This window comes from Marinoscillum sp. (assembly GCF_040222955.1).
Taxonomy (GTDB): Bacteria; Bacteroidota; Bacteroidia; order Cytophagales; family Cyclobacteriaceae; genus Marinoscillum.
This window is the reverse complement of record NZ_JAVKCA010000012.1, coordinates 181,849-197,348: the sequence shown is the minus strand read 5'-3', so window position 1 is coordinate 197,348 and position 15,500 is coordinate 181,849. Positions and strand designations below refer to the sequence as shown.

The 15,500-nt window shown below is 46.8% G+C and carries 16 protein-coding genes; 9 read left to right on the top strand and 7 right to left on the bottom strand.

Annotation, left to right across the window (positions count from 1 at the left end):
- The first annotated feature begins 40 nt into the window (after positions 1–40).
- Both RIH33_RS12190 and RIH33_RS12185 read left to right on the top strand, forming a co-directional pair.
- Positions 41–970 carry a Gfo/Idh/MocA family protein gene (locus tag RIH33_RS12190; RefSeq protein WP_406653157.1) on the top strand — a complete coding sequence of 310 codons (930 nt, stop codon included), beginning with the start codon at positions 41–43 and terminating at the stop codon, positions 968–970.
- On the top strand, positions 949–1,836 hold the full coding sequence (locus RIH33_RS12185; protein WP_406653155.1) for a glycosyltransferase family 2 protein: 888 nt from the start codon (positions 949–951) through the stop codon (positions 1,834–1,836). The genes RIH33_RS12190 and RIH33_RS12185 overlap by 22 nt, the downstream gene beginning before the upstream one ends.
- On the opposite strand, the gene RIH33_RS12180 is transcribed toward RIH33_RS12185, so the two are convergent.
- The 5 genes from RIH33_RS12180 to RIH33_RS12160 form a co-directional block, all read right to left on the bottom strand.
- Positions 1,807–2,373, bottom strand: coding sequence for a dTDP-4-dehydrorhamnose 3,5-epimerase family protein (locus RIH33_RS12180; protein ID WP_406653153.1), 567 nt, complete (start codon positions 2,371–2,373; stop codon positions 1,807–1,809). The genes RIH33_RS12185 and RIH33_RS12180 overlap by 30 nt on opposite strands.
- A 151-nt stretch (positions 2,374–2,524) precedes the next feature.
- Complete coding sequence (pelA, locus tag RIH33_RS12175) at positions 2,525–3,568, bottom strand: pectate lyase (RefSeq protein ID WP_406653152.1); 1,044 nt, start codon at positions 3,566–3,568, stop codon at positions 2,525–2,527.
- 196 nt (positions 3,569–3,764) lie between these two features.
- A complete protein-coding gene (locus RIH33_RS12170) occupies positions 3,765–4,076 on the bottom strand; it encodes a DUF3817 domain-containing protein (RefSeq protein ID WP_406653151.1) in 312 nt (103 codons plus the stop codon).
- Positions 4,077–4,164: 88 nt separating this feature from the next.
- Positions 4,165–7,428, bottom strand: a complete 3,264-nt coding sequence (locus RIH33_RS12165; protein ID WP_406653150.1) for a DEAD/DEAH box helicase — start codon at positions 7,426–7,428, stop codon at positions 4,165–4,167.
- A 157-nt stretch (positions 7,429–7,585) separates the two neighbouring features.
- Entirely contained in the window at positions 7,586–8,524 is a 939-nt protein-coding gene (locus RIH33_RS12160) for a helix-turn-helix domain-containing protein (RefSeq protein WP_406653148.1), read from the bottom strand.
- 71 nt (positions 8,525–8,595) lie between these two features.
- Between RIH33_RS12160 and RIH33_RS12155 the strand changes: the two genes are divergently transcribed.
- Complete coding sequence (locus tag RIH33_RS12155) at positions 8,596–8,946, top strand: DUF983 domain-containing protein (protein ID WP_406653146.1); 351 nt, start codon at positions 8,596–8,598, stop codon at positions 8,944–8,946.
- Positions 8,947–8,957: 11 nt separating this feature from the next.
- Here the strand turns inward: RIH33_RS12155 and RIH33_RS12150 are convergent, their stop codons facing one another.
- Positions 8,958–9,590, bottom strand: coding sequence for a deoxynucleoside kinase (locus tag RIH33_RS12150; protein ID WP_406653144.1), 633 nt, complete (start codon positions 9,588–9,590; stop codon positions 8,958–8,960).
- A gap of 191 nt (positions 9,591–9,781) precedes the next feature.
- Here RIH33_RS12150 and RIH33_RS12145 point away from each other — a divergent pair, with 191 nt between their 5' ends.
- The 6 genes from RIH33_RS12145 to RIH33_RS12120 all read left to right on the top strand — a co-directional run bounded on the left by RIH33_RS12145 (position 9,782) and on the right by RIH33_RS12120 (position 15,220).
- Positions 9,782–10,834 carry an N-acetylmuramoyl-L-alanine amidase gene (locus tag RIH33_RS12145; RefSeq protein ID WP_406653142.1) on the top strand — a complete coding sequence of 351 codons (1,053 nt, stop codon included), beginning with the start codon at positions 9,782–9,784 and terminating at the stop codon, positions 10,832–10,834.
- Positions 10,835–11,009: 175 nt separating this feature from the next.
- Complete coding sequence (locus RIH33_RS12140) at positions 11,010–12,527, top strand: amidohydrolase family protein (RefSeq protein ID WP_406653141.1); 1,518 nt, start codon at positions 11,010–11,012, stop codon at positions 12,525–12,527.
- Positions 12,528–12,638: 111 nt separating this feature from the next.
- Positions 12,639–13,175: a GNAT family N-acetyltransferase gene (locus RIH33_RS12135; RefSeq protein WP_406653140.1), complete on the top strand. Its 537-nt coding sequence runs from the start codon at positions 12,639–12,641 to the stop codon at positions 13,173–13,175.
- Between the two features lie 100 nt (positions 13,176–13,275).
- Positions 13,276–13,863, top strand: a complete 588-nt coding sequence (locus RIH33_RS12130; RefSeq protein WP_406653139.1) for a Crp/Fnr family transcriptional regulator — start codon at positions 13,276–13,278, stop codon at positions 13,861–13,863.
- Between the two features lie 60 nt (positions 13,864–13,923).
- Positions 13,924–14,895 carry a cyclase family protein gene (locus RIH33_RS12125; RefSeq protein WP_406653137.1) on the top strand — a complete coding sequence of 324 codons (972 nt, stop codon included), beginning with the start codon at positions 13,924–13,926 and terminating at the stop codon, positions 14,893–14,895.
- Positions 14,896–14,923: 28 nt separating this feature from the next.
- Positions 14,924–15,220 (top strand): DUF1330 domain-containing protein, encoded by a 297-nt coding sequence (locus RIH33_RS12120; protein ID WP_406653136.1) that lies wholly within the window; start codon positions 14,924–14,926, stop codon positions 15,218–15,220.
- Positions 15,221–15,274: 54 nt separating this feature from the next.
- Here the strand turns inward: RIH33_RS12120 and RIH33_RS12115 are convergent, their stop codons facing one another.
- A complete protein-coding gene (locus RIH33_RS12115) occupies positions 15,275–15,487 on the bottom strand; it encodes a hypothetical protein (RefSeq protein ID WP_406653134.1) in 213 nt (70 codons plus the stop codon).
- Positions 15,488–15,500: the final 13 nt, after the last annotated feature.

Genomic DNA, 15,500 nt, shown 5'->3' with positions numbered 1-15,500 from the left:
TTATTTGAGATTATTGAGCTCCAACTAATCATATTTGCTCATGCGAAATCTGTCCATTGGATTAATTGGATGTGGTATTTGGGGTCATAAAATTCTCGAAGAATTAATCCTGCTCTGTAGCGAAGTTCATGTATTTGATCCAGTAATAAAAGTGGACAATAGCTTACTTCTACATGAACAGGTAACTTACCATGCTGACTTCCATCAGTTGATAGAGCGGCCATTGGATGGAGTGATCATAGCTTCAGCCACAGCATCACATCATGAATTGCTAGGAATGCTGAAGCCCTATGAGCTGCCCATTTTTATGGAAAAACCTCTGACCAATTCCAGTGCAAAGCTTAAGGTAATTCAACACCTTGATCTCCAAGACGTCTATGTAATGCATATATGGAGGTATCACCCGGGAGTACAGCTGCTGGCCCAACTGGCACAGTCCGGTAAATTGGGCGTCATCAAAGGTGTCAAGTCTGTCAGGGCCAACTGGACCAGCCCACGAAAGGACACGGATAGTCTTTGGAACCTGGCCATACACGACTTATCAATTTGTGAGTCTATCCTGGGAGCAATACCTGAAAAGAAGCAAGTGGTATGCCAGCGTCACAATGGAATCATAAGGGGATTAACAGCTCTGATGGGATCTGAGCCATATTATCATTTTGAAGTATCCAACAGATATCCGCATAAGGTACGTGAAATCAGTGTTTTTGGAACGAAGGCTGTTGCAATCCTCCGGGATGAACAGGTAAATTACGTGGCGGTGTATCACGGTGATGATCAGAGTGAATTAACCAGTGAAAGTTCAGAAAGGATTTACTTTGACGATACTCCTCCGCTTCGGATTGAACTTAACGCGTTTTTGAATTATCTGGAAGGTGGCCCCGCCCCATTTACGGATTTGGAGGAGGGTGTTAGGTTGACCAATCATATCATTGAAATTGAATCTGCATGTCGGATAGAATGCGAATGAAAGTAAAAGCCACAGTCATTTTACCCACCACCAAGGAACGGGCTCCTGTTTTACCCTATTCGATAGGGAGTATACTCCAGCAAACTGAAAAGGAAATTGAGATTTTCGTTATTGGAGATGGTGTAGATGAAGCCACGAGGCTTGTGATTCAGGGCCTGATGCTGAAGGACGATAGAATACGGTTTTTTGATCACCCAAAAGGAGATCGAAGAGGTGAAACATATCGCCATCAGGCACTTTCTGAGGAAGCCAGAGGGGAAATTGTTTGCTATTTACTGGATAGGGACCTGATGCTGCCAAATCACATTGAGCTGATGTACGCGCATTTGCAGGAGCATAATTTCTGCATTCATACCAGCCTGAGTGTTTTGGAGAATCATGATATTGAGTTTGCCCGCAAGCCTTTTTTTGGGTATTACAGCCATGCTGATGGGCCATCGCCTGCCACTAAGGGGTACTATCTTTTTTCTCAGGTAGGCCACACCTTGGAGTTTTATAAAGAGTTGCCTTATGGCTGGCGGGTTACGCCCTCCTCATTTCCAACAGACATCTACATGTGGAAGCAGTTTATGGCACACCGGAGTCTGAATCTTACATCTACGCAAGACCCTACGATCCTCTATTTTAAGCGGGGAGACCACCCGGGATGGTCTGCCGAACGCCGGGCCAGGGATCTGGCTAAATTCTACCCCCTCATGACATCCGATAAGGCGGTTCAGGATTTTCAGAGATTGGCTACCTTAAACCTCCTGAAAGAACGTGAAAGATTGGCGTCAGAAACAATAATCATCAAAGGGAAAACACTTTCTCATTTACCAGGCAGGATCATCCAAAAACTAAAGACGCTCTTTGTAAAAAGGTGGTAGTTCATCTAATGATCCAAAATCATTTGCTCTCTCCGAAATGATTGCCGATTCAAATGGCCATGGAATACCGAGCTGAGGGTCATCCCACCTGCAGCCAAAATTGTCTTCATCACCATATCCCTCATAAGACTCAGAAACTGCCTGAAGGTGTAGCGAAGGCTCTATAAAATACCAGCCATGAACTACCCCTCTTGGAAAGATCAATGCTTTAAGGTCTGAAGCAGTTAAATAATAGAGGGAGGATTTTAGGTAAGATGAGGACTCGGGACGTAAATCTTTAAGGCCGAGGTAACAACTTCCCTGTACCAGACAAAAGTACTCGTCGTGTCTTCTGTGGTAATGCATGCCTCTCAATACCTGTTCTTCAGATTTCACCATGCTCCATTGCACAGGATTGATCACAGAGTTCCAGTTGTCCTGGAACACTTCTGTGAATGATCCACGCACATCAAAATGCTCATTTAAGGTTACCAGCTGACTGTCTTGAATGACATCACCCGATATAAGGGCGGATTCTTTAGTTTCGGTTGAATACATAAATCAGTTAATCGCGGCGAAAAGAGATTTGGGGAAATCTCTAAAATTTATTAGTTAGGGCGTACGTAAATTAAAAACAAATCGGGCAAAAAACCTCATTGATCCTTTCATCAGTCGGGAAAATAGTGAAATTGGGTCTTTCAGAATGCTGTCACTTAAGGTTCTTCTCCTTCCACTCCGGCCAGTCTTTCTCCAGGAGGTCTTTTGGCCATTCACCATACCAGCCATAGCCCACCCGGCGTTCGTATTCTATCTCTGTCATGTTGGCTTTCTTCACCCCGTCTCTGCCACAGAAAAAGGGCTGCTCGGTTTCAAGGTCATAGAATCTGGCCCAGGTAACTGCTCCATCCTTTGGTACCAGTACCCGGTCATACCCTCTGCCTTGTCCATCGTTTTTCTGAAATTCGATGGTATAACCCTCAATCTTATGATCCTCGAGCCATTGCACCCCACTTTGGATGGCGTTCATGATACTGTCTGACGGGTTTTCTACACCCATCAGGAACCTGACAATTCCTACACTTTCCTGTCCACTGTAGGAGGGGAGCTCATAGGCACGGGCTTTGGCTGGCAGGAGGGTCAGCTCATCATGCTGGGCGCACCAGACCGTCAGCTTACCATTGGTTACGATCTGGGTTTTGAGCATACAGTCAATTCCTTTTGCAATGGCTTTTTGGGATGATTCCCTGAAGCTCGGACTGACCACCTCAAAACCGTTTTTGCCATCCACCACGTCTCTGAGGATGTTCAGCAGATTCACCATGGAGTTGTCATTGTAGGTAATGTGATTGGGGTATCCGCCGCGCAGCGGATAAAACTGGGGCCATCCGCCTGTGTCCTGATATTGACCAGCCAGGATATAGGCGATGCCTTTTTCGGCGGCTTCCAGATACTCAGGGTTTCTGGTTCGCTGATAGGCCTGCACCAGGTAGCGAATCTCTTTTGTGGTGGCCCCATTGTCATAGGTAGCATCCAGCCGGCCAGAATCCGCCCTGATGAGCAGTCTTTCACGGTCAGTAAGGTTCAGTTTTTCATAATTCACCTTGATTTCTTTTTTGCCCCGAAGGGGGATGTGTTTGGGCCAACCGCCCACGGTTCGCTGGAAGATGAGCATGTCTTCTGCTATGGAGTCTTTGGCGATTTGAGCGGAAGCGTGAAGAGAGATGAATAGGAGAAAAAAGGCAATTGATTTCATGTAATTGTGTATGGTTGGGTATTCTGCAATTAGGTAATTAGATACGATACGAATGCAAAATAAAATCTAATTCTGAAGGAGATTTGAATTTTGTGCTCAACTTGGGTGTCCTCGGAGCACAGCAGCAGCCTATAAACCCTATGCGCGTATTGGGTATCGTGCTGGTGGTTATTGGGGTGGTGATCGTACGTAAGTTTTAGCGCGTCCCTGAGGCCCTTTGTTGTGGTTTGAAGATCCTGGAGTCGGCGTAAAAGGTGCCAAAAGGGATCAGCGATGCACCCAGTGAAAGTAAGGAAGTTTTGAAGCTCCAGCTATGAATGAAGATGTTCTGAATGCAAAAGAATACGTAAAAAATAAACAGCCAGCCATGCGTCATGCCTACATATAGATTGGGTTCGGGAATTTGAAGCCAGTATTTCAGCGGCATGGTGACGGCAAAAAGCAGAAAGCTGACACCTTCCAGAATGGCCAGTACTCTTAATCTTCCGATGGGCGTTTTGAGGTTCATTGCATAGTTTTAGTCGTTCTGCGAAATTGGGTCAGGCAATCGGGTTGTCCTAGCAATGACCCGAAATTATGATGATTTTATATTCACGTCAGAGCAGTTTTAGCAGTTCCGCTTTGGACAGGAGCTTGGCCGATGCACTGTCTTCTGTGATGAGTTCACCGGAGAGTGCTTTTTTAGTGGACTGGAGCTGTATGATTTTTTGCTCAATGGTGTCAGGGCAGATGAGCCGGATAGCTGTCACATTGTTTTCTTGTCCGATCCTGTGCACCCTGTCGATGGCCTGATTTTCCACGGCTGGGTTCCACCAGGGGTCTACCAGATAAACATAGCTGGCTTCTACCAGGTTGAGGCCGGTACCTCCCGCCTTGAGGCTGATGAGAAACACCCGGATGTCATCGTCTTGCTGGAAGGAATTGACCACTGCTTCCCGATTGCGCGTACTCCCCGTGAGGAGGGCATAACCAATGCCTCTGGTATCCAATTCTTCCTGGATCAGCTCCAGCATAGAGACAAACTGAGAGAAGACGAGCATCTTATGGTGTGGCGCATTGTTTTCAATTTGCTCCATGAGTGTTTCAATCTTGGAGGAGGTTTTCCTGCCCAGCACTTCGTCACTTTTCAGCAGCCTGGTGGAGTTGCAGATCTGTCGTAGTTTGGTGAGGCCCTTGAGCACATGCATAGGATTTCTTTCCAGCTCCTCAGCCTCCGTGACTGAAATGTAGTCGCGAAACTCCTTCTCGTAGGCGTCATAGGTTTGTCGCTGTTCAGTCTCCATAGGACAATAGAGAATCATTTCGGTCTTTTTAGGTAGCTCTTTGGCTACCTGCTGTTTGGTTCTTCTGAGGAGAAAAGGCCTGATCTTTTGCTGCAGTTCTTTGGTCCGTTGGCTGTCTTTGAAGCGGTCTATCGGCACGGAGTAGAGCTCTTTGAAGTGGCGCTTGTTGCCAAACAGGCCGGGACACGCAAAGGAAAACTGACTATAGAGGTCGAAGGTGTTGTTCTCTATCGGTGTGCCTGTGATGACCACCTTGTTACGGGACTGGAGCAGCCGGGCTGCCTTGTAGCGTTGAGATTCCGGGTTTTTGATTTGCTGAGATTCATCCAGAAAGATGTAGTTGAACTCGAAGTTGCGGAGGTAGCTGACATCCGTGAGTAGCGTGTTGTAGGAGATCAGGATGAGGTCAAATTTCTGCAGCCCCTCCGTGCCGCGTATTCTGTCAGCACCCTGCAGGGTATACACCGATAATCCGGGTGCAAATTGGGTGATTTCGGCCTGCCAGTTGAAGATGAGGGTGGTGGGTACCACCAGCAGGCTGGTGCTGTCAGGTGCTTTTTCCTTTTGAAGGAGGGCAAAAGCGATAATCTGTATGGACTTACCCAGACCCATGTCATCGGCCAGGCATCCGCCAAAGTTGTATTCATCCAGAAAGTTGAGCCAGTTTAATCCTTCCTGCTGATAGGTCCGAAGGGTGCCCTTTAATCCTTTGGGCACTGGCACAGGTTGTATGCTGGTAAAGTCTTCCACTTTTTGCTTCAGCAGCCGGATGTCATTTTTGGTGGTTTCGTCCAGCATCTCTTCATCAAACAGTGCTTCAATGTCTGAAAAGTTGATTTTTGGGATGCTGATCATGTCTTCGTCGTTCAGGTCTCCGGCAGTGAAATAGCCAGCAAACTTCTCTATCCACTCCTGAGGCAGGATGCCCAATGTGCCATCGTCCAGTTGCACGTATTTGCTTTTGTTTTTCACGGCCACCTGGATCTTTTTTACAGCGGCTTTCTTACGACCAAAGCGCGCACTGACGGTGGCGTTGAACCAGTTGAGACCGCTCAGTACTTTGATGTCGATCCGGGGCTTGTGGGGGTTGAGCTTGTTGCCTTCCAGCTCATTGAACCCGAGCACGGTGATCCCGGCATTGCCCCAGTCTTCAAACGCAGGGAGAAACCAGTCTTCATTCAGAAACTGGCGCTTGTGCAGGTAGAAGTGATCCAGTTCGTTCTCCAGCTGCTCTGGAAAGTCAGGGTGCTGCCGGATGAGCAAGGCAGTGAGTGCTATTTCCGATTGGGTGTCGCGATCCACGAGAAACTCGCCACCATTTTGGTCTTTGCCAAACACCTGGCGCTTGGTTCTGACAGGTATCTCCACGTCGTTGTAGCGCATCACGGGCATGATCATCACGTGGCTGCCAAAATCGGAAAGGTAGATGATCTTTTCTGTGTCGGATACATACTCACTGGCTGCGAGCTGGCGCGGGGAAGCTTTCGCAATGAAAGTGTATTCGATGTGAATCTTGTCCGCTACTTTGTCCAGAAACTGCGCTTTGAACTCACGGAAAGCAGCGGAGTAGATAATCATCCGGCCCGACTTCTGTTTGAGTAGCTGGACGATGGAGAGTACCGGAAGCTTGTCCACGAAGTACCAGGTATCTGCGATCACCAGAAAGCATTGCAGCTTCAGCGAGAGTTCGGCAATCTGATGAGTGACACCATTGACCGATACCGAGGCGGAGATTTCATAAGTGCCTTTGCTTTCGCTCACGGTGAGGATGATGTCCTCCTGAAGCTGCCGCACCTTGATCGGCAGTAGCGACTTGGGGGAGAGGCTTTCTGAGGAGGTCTGGTAGATGGGGTAGCCCATTGGGTTTTTGATCACGGCACGCAGGGCGGCAATGTCCTGTGCACCCAGCCGTTCCGCCGTTCGGTTTTTAAGCTGTCCGATACCCATCAGAAATTTTATTTCCCTTGAATCGGCGGTGTTCCAGATGGCTGCCTGAGTGTCGATGGTGTGGATGGGGGCCTTTATTTTTCCTTGTTGGGTATGAGGTGCCGAGCACAGCTCTGCCTGGAGATACTTATAGTATTTGTGTTGTCTGAAGACGATGAATTGCGTTTCAACCTCGGAATTGATACCCGATACCAATGGAGTTTCATTGCTGAGGATGCTGTTTCTGAGCTCCGTGAGGTGCTCGTGTTTGACCGCTGTGAGTGCCGGATTCACCGGATTGATCACCAGACGGTTTTGAAACAGCTCTAACTTAAAGTGCTCATCCAGGTTGGGTTCGTTTTCCAGCCCATAGTCATAAGCGACGCGCTTGAGCCGGGCATGCCGCAGCTGGGTGTTGAAGAAGAGCTGCAGGTCCTCCTGCCGGCTCAGCGCGGAGAGGGCTCTGGCCTGATGGAGGCACAGGTGACCATTGTTTGTTGCGCATTCGCAAAAGAGGATCGTCTGGTCCCGCTGCTGGATCACGGACACGGGAAAGGTGGCTTTGTTGGCCTCTATGGAGAAAAAGGCCTCATCCAGCGCAATACTGTCAGGAAACAGGTTGCCACCGGAGATCGTCTCTGAAGTGTCCATGCTCACATGCTGATAGAGGGTGCGATCGGTGATTTGATCTACCGGAATGTCGAGGATGAAGCGATGATTTTGAATGGGTGTGCTGATGGGTACCGCAGGTTTAGATCGTCAATGGATCAAAGATACTATGACCACCTGATGTAAGGGCTTTTATTCATCACGGATTAGGTGGAAGATTTCTTGTTCGGCCCGACTGATACTGCTGTGCAAAAGAGGAGGGGGTGTGACCGGTCCATTTTTTAAAGAGCCGTGAAAAGTAGGCATAGTCCTCATAGCCCAAGTCATATGCTATATGGGTGAGTGAGGTGGAGCCATGCACCAGCATGCGCTTGGCTTCCAGGAGTACCCGCTCGGTGATGAGTTGGGTGGTGGATTTACCCAGCGATTCCTGAGTGAGCCTGTTCAGATGCCGCACGGTGATGTGAAGTTGCTGCGCATAGGCAGCCGGTGATTTGAGGGTTCGGAAGTTTTCTTCGATCAGTTTTTCGAGTTTTCGCAGGTACTCAGAGTAGATGCCCGTTTTGGATACTTCCATTTGGCCCTGAGCCAGGTAAAGACGACTAAGCTCGATGTAAGTAAGGCTCAGCAGGGACGAAAGCTTCTGGGTGGTCATGAAAGTGTTTTTGCCACTGTATTCGGTGAGTAATTCATTGAACAGAGCTGCCATTCTTTTGGTGTCCGGAGGATTCAGCTGCAGGGTGGCGGAGTTGAGCAGCGAGTAGAAGAAAGGAAAATCATAGACTGAGCGATCGGTGAAGGACAGGTCGAAGAATTCCTGAGAGTGGAAGAAGATGAGCCCGTCAATGTCGTCTGACAGTTCCCAGTAGTGGGTTTGTCCGGGTGCGAGGAAGAAGACACTCCCGGGAGTCACCCGGTATTTCTCAAAGTCAATTTCATGGAGGCCACTGCCACTGGTGAAAAGTACGATGAGGAAGAAGTTGTGCTTATGTGGTGCGGTGATGGCGCCATGGTGCGCTTGCAAGTGCCTGCTGAAGGTGTTGCAGTAAAAGTCGAGCGGGTTTCCGCTGCGCTCAAATTCGGCCAGGTCCAGCACATTGATTTTTTTCATCATCAGGAAGATGTCTCTTTTGTACAAATATTGGAAACTTTAGTTTAATTGATCATTTGTATTAATGAATCAATTTTGCTCATAATTATTTTTAAGAAATGCAGAACAGGCTGAAAGGAGTTTTTCAGGAGAAATGTCCGATTTGTGGAAAAGGGGAGGTCTTTGAGACCAAGGGCAATGTGCTGCTGATGAAAATGCCGCAGATGCATGAGACCTGTGCACACTGCCACCACCGGTATGAAATAGAGCCAGGGTATTTTATGGGGGCCATGTATGTCAGCTATGGGCTGAACATTGCTGAAATGGTCGCCGTGCTGCTGGTCTGTCTGGTAATCGGGGTGTCACTTGATTACATCCTGTACTTGGCCATTTTCACGGTGTTGCTCCTTTGGGGCTTCAATTTCAGAATGGGTCGCGTGATCTGGATGTACCTGTTTAACAAAGGTTGACAGATCCCTTTTTATCCCAGCTTCTTATTGCTGAAGAGGCCGTTGATCTCGGCATCTATTCGCTCCACGATAAATGAAAAATCTTCCGGCTTATTCACAAAATCCAAATGGTTGACATCTATGATCAGCAGGTTGCCCTGGTCATAGTTGTTGATCCACTCCGCATAGTGTTCGTTGAGGTTTTTGAGGTAATCCAGACGGATGGCGCTCTCATATTCGCGGCCTCTCTTCTGGATCTGGCTTACCAGCCGGGGGATGTCCGCCTTCAGGTAAATCAAGAGGTCCGGGGCATGTATGTGCTCAATCATCGAGTTAAAAAGGGCCAGGTAGGTTTCATAGTCCCTTTCGTTGAGCAGCTGCGATTTTTTCAGGTTCATGGCAAAGATGTAGGCATCTTCATAGATGGTGCGGTCCTGAATGGCCGACTGCTTCTTGTCCTGAATGCTTTTGATCTGGGAGAACCGGCTGTTCAGAAAGTGAATTTGCAGGTGGAAGGCCCACTTCTCCATGTTTTCGTAGAAATCTGCCAGGTAGGGGTTGTTATCTACGCTTTCGTAGAGCACGTCCCAGCCGTAGTGATGTCCCAATTTCTCTGCCAGGCTCGTCTTCCCTGAACCAATATTTCCACAAATCGCCATGTACATGCTGCAAAAATAGGGGACGTGAAGGACGTAGGCAGCAGAAGCGGAAAAAGTATTTTGAACGGGGCTTATTTTTGAGTGATCTGCTCACAAGTTTCCATGAACCGCACTATTTATTCAATTCTTTTTGGCTACGGCTGGTATCCAATCTTTCCTTTTATAATTTCGCAGCGATCCTAATCCATAGAAATCCATTGCTGAAGCAACTCATTACTTTTTTGCTGCTGGCAGGCAGCTACCTTACCCATGCCCAGGAGCACCAAAAGGTGATGGCAGTGCAGGGCGATGGGATCTATTCGCTCCTACGAAACAGTGGCCTGGAGCCTAAGAAATACCTCGCACCTTTTATTGAACTGAATAAGGAAAACCTGAGTTCTGAGAATGGCCTGTTCATCGGCAGGATTTATCTGCTGCCCAAGCCTGAAGAAAAGGTGGAAAAGGCTGATGAGGAAGTGGTGATGCCTGACAGTGTGGATATGCAGACCGTGAAGGCCACCGAAGTGCTGGAAAAGCGGTATTACAGCATTTTCGGGTCAGACTACGCCACAGTTTCCATAGAGAGCCGGCAGCTGGAGGGTGCAGTTTTTTACCTCATCTCCGGGCATGGCGGACCGGACCCGGGGGCGGTGGAGTCCTACGGTGGGCAGCTTCTGGCAGAGGATGAATATGCCTATGATGTGACACTGCGCCTGGCCCGCAAACTGATCGCTAATGGCGCGCTGGTCTACCTGATCACACGCGATCCCAATGACGGCATACGGGATGCACGGCTACTGGAGGTAGATCATGACGAAGAGACCTACCCATCGAAACGCATTCCCCGCAACCACTCCGCACGCCTGAAACAGCGGGTGGAGGTGGTCAACCAGCTCTATGACCGACATGCCGGGAAACCCTATCAGCGGATCATAGAGACCCACGTGGATAGCCGCAGCAAGAGTGAAAACATTGATGTGTTTTTTTACTACCATGAGCTGAGCCGGGATGGGCAGCGACTGGCACAAAACCTGCAGCAGACATTCAAACAGAAGTATGCGCGCTATCAGCCCAACCGCAAGTACTCCGGCACCATAGAGCCTCGAAACAGCCTGTACATCATCAAATACTCCAAAGCACCCACGGTGTATGTGGAGATCGGCAATCTGAAAAACACCCGCGACCAGCGGCGCATCCTCGACTGGGAAAACCGTGATGCCATAGCCATGTGGATTGTGGATGGGGTGATTAAGGATTTTAAAGAGAGGTAGGGATAGAAAGGAAAATTTTGAAACAAAAATATTGACCGCCTATAGCCATATTGTATAGTCATGCGCATCATGCCTTCTGCGACTTTTCCATTGATGAGAAGTCACCAAAAATTGAGGGCTGTGTTCAATTGTGGCTGGTGGTTATTTGCAAATAGACCAGATGAAAGGAAATTCAATGAAAAAAGTAATCCTAAAATTATTTAAATCCGGACTTATAGTTATTGGCTGCATTCTAGGTATTGTTCTGGTGCTCTTTATCTATCCTATTGCAGAGCCATTAAGTCAAAAAGCAGATACCAATGACTATATCATTTCAAACATCAATATTATAGATGTCGCAAACGATTCAATCATAACCAATCAATTTGTATATATCAAAAATGACAGGATCGTAAAAATTACCACAGGAGATTCTACTTCAAAAGATGACCATAGTCAAATCGTTGATGGCAGAGGAAAATATGCTTTGGCTGGCTTGTGGGACATGCATTCACATCTCGCATTTCAGATCGCCCCACAAGTAATCATGCCACTACATATTGCAAATGGAGTTACCTGCATCAGGGATATGCAAGGCATTGTTAATATTAACAAAGAGCGGATTATATGGAGAAAGAAAATAGACTCAGAAGAACTATTAGGCCCAAGATTAATTGGTTTTGCTGATGAAATAGTAGGTGCAAATTATGATGAACAAAATGTTTTAGAATTAGTCAACAGAACGGCAAAAGATAGCCAGACTTTTATTAAGATTTATTCAGGCATATTACCCGATAGATATTTTCCCTTAGCAGAAGAAGCAAAGAAGCAGGGCGTTGTTTTTGCCGGGCACTATCCGAATGCAATTAATCCTATTGATGCCTCAAATGCCGGACAGCGGAGCTTTGAACATGCCCATTTATTTTTAAAACATGCTAACCCGCTGGCGGAAAAAAACCGTGAATATTATAGGGCTATGTATTCGGATGAAGACATTGATCAAGAGGACAGGCCTTCATCAATTGATATGTTGGCCGGTTTCGATTACCAAAAATTCTATGCACTCGTAGATACCATGGTAAAAAATAACACCTACTTCTGTCCAACTCATATTACCCGAAAATATGAAGCCTTTACCAATGATGAAGAATTTTTAGACGATGAAAATCTTAGGTATATACCTTATTTGGTATCGCTAATATGGAAAGATGATGTTTCGGAAATGAAGGAGTATGCAAAGGCCAAAGGTAACCAACAGTACCTGGAAGACTTTTATATTAAAGGATTAGAGTTAACAGGTTTGGCACATGAAAAAGGAGTAAAAATATTGGCAGGAACGGATTCGTATGACCCGTATTCATTTCCTGGAATTAGCTTACATCGTGAGCTTGAAGAACTGGTTAAGGCAGGGTTATCCCCCGCTGAAGCATTAGCAAGTGCGACAATCACCCCTGCTGAATACTTTAACGTTACTGAGATTTATGGAACTGTAGCAGAAAATAAAATAGCTGATTTACTTATTTTAGATAAAAATCCTCTGGAGGATATTAGAAACACAACCTCTATAGAGCGTCTTTTTTTTAATGGAAACCTCTATGAAAAAGAAGATATTGACCACATGAAAATGTTTGTTGAGGATAATGCTTCTGGCATAAATGGTCTGTCTATTTCCGTGAAAATGTTCCTTAGGCTTATGAAAGATAATAGACATTAAAAGGTGTGAAAATAAACAGGGCGAAATCTCGAAATGACTGAGCTAACAACTTTTTTCAAATCCCTTGCTATTTTACACTAACCACTTTAAGTACTTAGAAATCGAACACAGATGCGCAGAAAATTTCCAATTTTAGAGTCTGAAAGATTGAGGTTAAGGCAATTTGTTGATTCGGATTTGGAAAATGTCTTTAAGGGCCTCTCTCATCCTGATATTATCAAATATTATGGAATTAGTTTCTCTAGCCTGGAGGCGACCAAAGAGCAAATGATTTGGTTTGCTGACCTTGAGAAAAATGAAACCGGAATGTGGTGGGCGGTATGTTCAAAAGAGGATGGGAGATTTCTGGGAGCCGGAGGATTAAACGGGTGGAGTAAAGAAAATAGAAAAGCGGAAATTGGTTTTTGGTTGTTGCCAGAAAATTGGGGTAAAGGATTCATGACCGAAGCAATACCACTTATCTTTAACCATGCATTTGATCATATGGGGCTACACAGGATTGAGGGTTTCGTGGAGACAGAAAACGTGAATTGTAAGAAAGCCCTCGCAAAACTGAAGTTTCATTTGGAAGGCACAATGCATGACTGTGAAATCAAAAATGGGCAATTTATTAGTTTAGACATTTACTCCAAATTAGCTGCGAAATAAAGCATCTGACAACAAGGGAAACGATGATCTTCCCGCCGGCAGGAAAATGTGGAGGGGTGGGCATTGTGCCAGATCTATAAAGCAGCCCAGCAATAACCATATGCTCAACACCCTCATTAAAAACATCAGGGAACTGGTCCCACTTACTGAACCGGAGGTGGAATTGATCTGCGATGCATTTAAACCCCGACACCTGAAGAAGAAAGAACACCTCCTGCAAAAAGGGGAGCCCTCCAACCACATGCGGTTTGTTTCAGAAGGATGCATGAAGGTTTACTCGGTGGAGAAAGATGGGCAGGACCACATTCTCCAGTTTGGCATCTCCGGGTGGTGGATCAACGACCTCTATGCCTTTCTGACGAAAAACCCGGCAACCTTTTTCATACAGGCCATCACCGATAGCACCATGTACCAGATCCATCGCGACAGGCTCAATGAGCTATATGATGAGGTACCTATGATGGATCGATTCTTTCGCATTAAAACACAAAATGGCTATGTCGCCCTGCAGGAACGAACGATCCTGTCGATGAGTGAGACGGCAGAGCAGCGCTACTCCCGGTTCATCAACCGGTATCGAGACATGGAGCAGCAGATTCCCCAGTACATGATCGCCTCTTATCTGGGCATTACCCCTGAACACCTGAGTGCCATTCGGAAAAAAAGGAGCACCCAAGGCTTTTCTTAAGATACCTTAATGTTTTCGCTTTCGCTGGTTTGAAACTTTGTAACCAAAAAGTTAAAAGCTATGAAAGCAACATTCTTTTCTATGTTACTACTCCTCGCCGTGACTGTCACAGCACAGCGCAATGAGGTAGTTGGAACCAGTCCCTGGGGATCGCAAGACGAAATCGGCACCCTGAACTTAATGACCGAAGCATCCACGCTCCGGGTACTTTCACAAATCAATTCGGGTAGGGTTTACGACCTTAGTGTTGACTACTTTGTAGGAATGCCCAGCTTCCATGCGCTGGGTGATCCGGGTTATCAGTATTGGCTTACCCACACCCCACACGGTACCGTAGTGGACAACCCAAACGGGCTGGGTGAAGCCATGAACCGCAAGGTGAGCTATACGGGAGATGCCATTTCTATGTACACCCACATGGGCACCCACATTGATGCGCTCAATCATTTTGGGCTAAATGGTAAAATCTGGAATGGCTTTGCTGCTGAGGAGCACCTGGGAGACAAGGGCTGGAAAAAAACAGGAGCAGAGACCATTCTTCCTATCATAGCACGCGGGGTGATGATTGATGTAAAAGCAGCTAAGGGAACCCTTCCAAAAAACTATCGGATTACCGCTAATGATCTTCAGGATGCACTTAAAAAGCAGCGTGTTAAACTGGAGCCCGGCGATGTTGTCGTTATCCGCACTGGTCAGGCCGAGTTTTATCAGGATGCCGATCACTACCTCGACAACTATCCGGGGATCAGTCTTGATGCCGTAAAGTGGCTCATCGAGGACGAAGGAATCATGCTTCTTGGAGCCGATAATCTAAGTTTTGAGGCGTTTCCGCCTGAGCGTGAAGACAACTGGGTGCCGGTGCACACCTATCTTCTGGCCGAAAAGGGTGTGATGTTCATGGAGCAGATGTACCTGGAGGAGTTGGCCAAAGATGAAATTTATGAATTCGCATTCATCGCAGCTTCGCTGAAGCTCAAGGGAGCGAGTGGCTCTCCAATGCGGCCCATTGCCTTACCGATAGAATCAAAATAATTTCTAAACATCATTAAACAACAAACATATGTCAGCTTACATATTATTTGACAACCTCACGGTAACAAGTCCGGAGGATCTGGCTACCTACAAAAGTAAAGTGGGTGAAGTGGTAGAAAAATACCAGGGGAAGTACTTGGTACTGGGTGGTAAAACACGTGTACTGGAGGGATCGGCAACTCCCAGCTACCTCGTGATGATTCAGTTTCCGGGTTTTGAAATGGCAGAAAACTGGTACGACTCTGACGAATACAAAGAATTGAAGGCCCTTCGGCTGTCTGCCACCACATCCACCGGTGTGATCATGGAAGGGTTGCCTGGCTGATGTGCTCATTACGCTTCTATATTGCGAGAACTACACTCATGGCATGACTCCAGGTCATGCCATGAGTGAGTTTTTCACAAAGTTTATGTCGGAGATGTTTCGCTCCATGCCTCCGGGAAATGCCTTGTCAGACTGAGCCCGTCGAAGGGTGGGACAAAGCAGTGGAATGTGGACAAGCACCAACAGACTTGAATAAATAAAAATACCGCTCATAACCATCAGGAGCGTATAGACCTTAACCTCTTGGTCATACCTGTCAGGTTTCATAAACTTGTCAGGT

Excerpts from the sequence above, each read along its gene's own strand:
- RIH33_RS12190 (WP_406653157.1), top strand. The coding sequence starts at position 41 with ATGCGAAATCTGTCCATTGGATTAATTGGATGTGGTATTTGGGGTCAT.
- RIH33_RS12185 (WP_406653155.1), top strand. The coding sequence starts at position 949 with ATGTCGGATAGAATGCGAATGAAAGTAAAAGCCACAGTCATTTTACCC.
- RIH33_RS12180 (WP_406653153.1), bottom strand. The coding sequence starts at position 2,373 with ATGTATTCAACCGAAACTAAAGAATCCGCCCTTATATCGGGTGATGTC.
- pelA (WP_406653152.1), bottom strand. The coding sequence starts at position 3,568 with ATGAAATCAATTGCCTTTTTTCTCCTATTCATCTCTCTTCACGCTTCC.
- RIH33_RS12170 (WP_406653151.1), bottom strand. The coding sequence starts at position 4,076 with ATGAACCTCAAAACGCCCATCGGAAGATTAAGAGTACTGGCCATTCTG.
- RIH33_RS12165 (WP_406653150.1), bottom strand. The coding sequence starts at position 7,428 with ATGGACACTTCAGAGACGATCTCCGGTGGCAACCTGTTTCCTGACAGT.
- RIH33_RS12155 (WP_406653146.1), top strand. The coding sequence starts at position 8,596 with ATGCAGAACAGGCTGAAAGGAGTTTTTCAGGAGAAATGTCCGATTTGT.
- RIH33_RS12150 (WP_406653144.1), bottom strand. The coding sequence starts at position 9,590 with ATGTACATGGCGATTTGTGGAAATATTGGTTCAGGGAAGACGAGCCTG.
- RIH33_RS12140 (WP_406653141.1), top strand. The coding sequence starts at position 11,010 with ATGAAAAAAGTAATCCTAAAATTATTTAAATCCGGACTTATAGTTATT.
- RIH33_RS12135 (WP_406653140.1), top strand. The coding sequence starts at position 12,639 with ATGCGCAGAAAATTTCCAATTTTAGAGTCTGAAAGATTGAGGTTAAGG.
- RIH33_RS12130 (WP_406653139.1), top strand. The coding sequence starts at position 13,276 with ATGCTCAACACCCTCATTAAAAACATCAGGGAACTGGTCCCACTTACT.
- RIH33_RS12125 (WP_406653137.1), top strand. The coding sequence starts at position 13,924 with ATGAAAGCAACATTCTTTTCTATGTTACTACTCCTCGCCGTGACTGTC.
- RIH33_RS12120 (WP_406653136.1), top strand. The coding sequence starts at position 14,924 with ATGTCAGCTTACATATTATTTGACAACCTCACGGTAACAAGTCCGGAG.
- RIH33_RS12115 (WP_406653134.1), bottom strand. The coding sequence starts at position 15,487 with ATGAAACCTGACAGGTATGACCAAGAGGTTAAGGTCTATACGCTCCTG.